General features: G+C 73.1%; 3 protein-coding genes. All 3 read left to right on the top strand.

What is annotated here, in order from left to right; genetic code table 11:
• The coding region (locus tag ACWCYO_RS40490; protein ID WP_449787028.1) for an alpha/beta fold hydrolase at positions 1-1,331 on the top strand (1,331 nt) is incomplete at its 5' end.
• Positions 1,328-2,761 (top strand): DHA2 family efflux MFS transporter permease subunit, encoded by a 1,434-nt coding sequence (locus ACWCYO_RS40485; RefSeq protein WP_270141623.1) that lies wholly within the window; start codon positions 1,328-1,330, stop codon positions 2,759-2,761. The genes ACWCYO_RS40490 and ACWCYO_RS40485, both read left to right, overlap by 4 nt.
• Before the next feature lies 1 nt (position 2,762).
• Positions 2,763-3,017 (top strand): chorismate mutase, encoded by a 255-nt coding sequence (locus ACWCYO_RS40480; RefSeq protein ID WP_270141622.1) that lies wholly within the window; start codon positions 2,763-2,765, stop codon positions 3,015-3,017.
• Positions 3,018-3,211 lie beyond the last annotated feature (194 nt).

Genomic DNA, 3,211 nt, shown 5'->3' with positions numbered 1-3,211 from the left:
TGGGGCGGATCTCGCGTGGCGGGATGCTGCCGTTGTCCACGCGGGAGGGTCTCGCGCTCTTCGATGCCGGCCTCACCCACGACCACCCCGTGCTGGTGCCCGCCCGGATCGACCTTCCCGCCCTCCGGGCACAGTCCCGTGAGGAGGGGCTGCCGCCCCTGCTGCACGACCTGGTGCCCCCGGCGCCGAAGCGCGGCTCCCGGGAAACCGCGCCCGCCGCGGACCTGACCGACCCGCTCGCCCTGGTCCGCGCCCACGCGGCCGCGGTCCTCGGCTACGCCGGGCCCGACCAGGTCGATCCCGACCGGAAGTTCCTGGAGATGGGCTTCGACTCGCTGACCTCGGTCCGCCTGCGCAATCGGCTGAACACCGCGGCCGGACTGACGCTCAGCGCCATGGCGGTCTTCGACCACCCGACGCCCCGGCTCCTGGCCGACCACCTCCGCGGCGAACTGACCGTGCCGGAGGCCCCGGTGACGGCGGAGCCCGCGGGCACCATCGGCCTGCTCTACCGGCAGGCCTGCGCCGACGGCAAGGTGAAGGAGGCGACCGACCTGCTGATGGTGGCCTCGCAGCTGCGGCCGTCCTTCTCGGCCGGGTCGGTGGCCGAAACCCGGCCGATGCTGGAGCCGGTCCGCCTCGCGGACGGCCCCGCGGCACCGGCACTGGTCTGCCTGCCCTCGCTGACGGCGATGTCCAGCCCGCACCAGTACGCCCGCTTCGCGGCAGCCTTCGGACCGCGGCGCGCGGTGTCCGCGCTGCCCCTGCCCGGCTACCTCCAGGGCGAGGAACTGCCGGACAGTGCCGAGGCGATCGTCGAACTCATCGCCCGGTCGGTGCTGCACGGCGCCGACGGAGCACCGTTCGCCCTGGTCGGCTACTCCTCCGGCGGCTGGGCGGCGCACGACGTCGCCGCCCGTCTGGAACGGCTCGGCAGCCCGGCCGCCGCGCTGGTCCTGCTCGACACCTTCCTGCCGGGCGAGGCCGCCGATCCCGCCTTCCGCACCGACATGGTCAAGGCCATGTTCGACCGGGAGGAGGAGTACGGCTGGACCACGGACGCCCGACTGACCGCGATGGGCGGCTACTTCCGGCACTTCCACGGCTGGACGCCCGAAGCGATCTCGACCCCGACCCTGCTGGTCCGGGCGGAGCAGTCGCTCGGCGACCGCCGGGCCTCCTGGCCGCTGCGGCACACCGCGGTGGACGTCGAGGGCGACCACTTCACCATGCTGGAGGCCGCCGCCGGCAGCGCCGCCGGCGCGGTGGACGACTGGCTGCGGACCGTGCAGCCGAAGCAGAGCACCGAGGGGAAGACGACCCAGCAGTGAGCATACGTACCGAATCCAACCCGATCCCCCGTCAGGGTCTCGGCCCCGAGGTGTGGAAGGCCGCCACGGTGGTGATCCTGGGGTCGACCATGTCCTTCCTGGACTCGACGATCGTCAACGTCGCCCTCAAGGCCCTGGCGTCCGGCCTCGACGCCAGGCTCGACACCATCCAGTGGGTGGTGACGGCCTACCTCCTCGCGGTCGCCGCGGCGATCCCGGTCTCCGGCTGGGCGGCGCGCCGTTACGGAGCCCGGCGCACCTACGTGGCCGCGGTGGTCGTGTTCACGGTCGCCTCCCTCCTGTGCGCCGCCGCTCAGACCTCCGGGCAGCTCATCGCCCTGCGGGCCCTCCAGGGCCTCGGCGGCGGCCTGATCATGCCCGTCGGGCAGATCATCCTCGCGAGGGCGGCCGGACCGGCGAACCTCCCGCGCGTGATGTCGGTCGTCGGGGTGCCCATCGTGCTCGCACCCGTCGTCGGGCCGTTCGCGGGCGGGCTCCTGCTGCACTACGCGGACTGGCGCTGGATCTTCCTGGTCAACCTGCCGGTGGGAGCCGTGGCCGTGCTGTGCGCCCTGCGACTGCTGCGCCCCGACGGACCGCAGGACCCGACCCCGCTCGACCCGCTCGGGCTCCTGGCCGTCTCCGGCAGCATGGTCGCCCTGACCTACGGCCTCGGGGAGATCGGCCGGCACACCTCGGCCGTCCCGGTGCTGGTGCTCACCGCCGGGGTGGTGCTGCTGGTGCTGTTCATCGTCCGGACCCTCCGTACGGCGCACCCGCTCTTCGACATCAGGCTCTACCACGATGCCGTCTTCCGCTCGGCCTCGCTCACCACGGTCTTCCTGTCCATGGGCATGTACGCGGGCATGGTGCTGATGCCGCTGTACTTCCAGAGCGTGCGCGGCGCGGACCCGGTCGCCACGGGGGTGCTGCTGCTGCCGTCGAGCGCGGGCGCCGCCGCGGCCACCTGGCTGTCGGGGCGGGTCGTCGAACGGCTCGGCGGCGGGCGCACCGCGTTCCTCGGGGCGGCGCTGAGCCTCGCCGCGGCGGTGCCGTTCGTCCTGGTCGGGGCGGACACGCCGTACGCGGTGATCGGCACCGCCATGCTGCTCTCCGGCTTCGGGGCCGGACTGTCCGTGATGCCGGCCATGACCTCGGCCTTCCGGGCCGTCGACCCGCGCAAGATCAGCGATGCCTCGCCGCAGATCAACATGCTGCAGCGGCTCGGGGGGTCGATCGCGACCGCCGTGTTCGTGGCCGTCCTGCAGAACGGCCTGGACGGGGCGGGGGACAGCGCCGACAGCCGGATGTCGGCGTTCACCGTCACCTTCTGGTGGTCACTGGCCGCGGCGGCACTCGCCGCGCTGACCGCCCTGACCCTGGCCCTCGCCCAGCGGCGCGCGGCCACCCGTCGGAAGGCCGGGGCCTGACATGTCACTCACCGTGCCGAGCCGGGTCGACGAGTGGCAGGACGAACTCGCCGAACTCGACCGGTCCCTCATCCGGATGATCCGGCGCCGCGCCGAGCTGGTCGGTGAGATCGAGGCGCTCCGCCGGGCCGCGGGCCTGCCCCGTACCGAACTCACCAGGGAGAACCGGATGGTGAAGGAGTACCAGAGCGGCCTCGGCCGACCGGGCGCCCGACTCGCCCTGCTGCTGATCGAACTCGCCCGCCACCCGTCGTAACCGGACGGCCGGAGCCGCAACCGGGCGGAGCAGCCCGGTCGTACGCCCCCGATGAGAGAACACCTGATGGGAACCACCACATGACCGAGATGTCGGCCCTCCTCGACGCGATCCTCAGCTCCGACGCCACGTCGGCGGACTTCGCGGCGATCAAGCTCCCCGAGTCCTACCGGGCGGTCACGCTCCACAAGGAC

The organism is Kitasatospora sp. NPDC001683, from assembly GCF_053596495.1.
The sequence above is the reverse complement of the archived record's forward strand: the minus strand, read 5'-3'. Positions and strand labels throughout refer to the sequence as shown.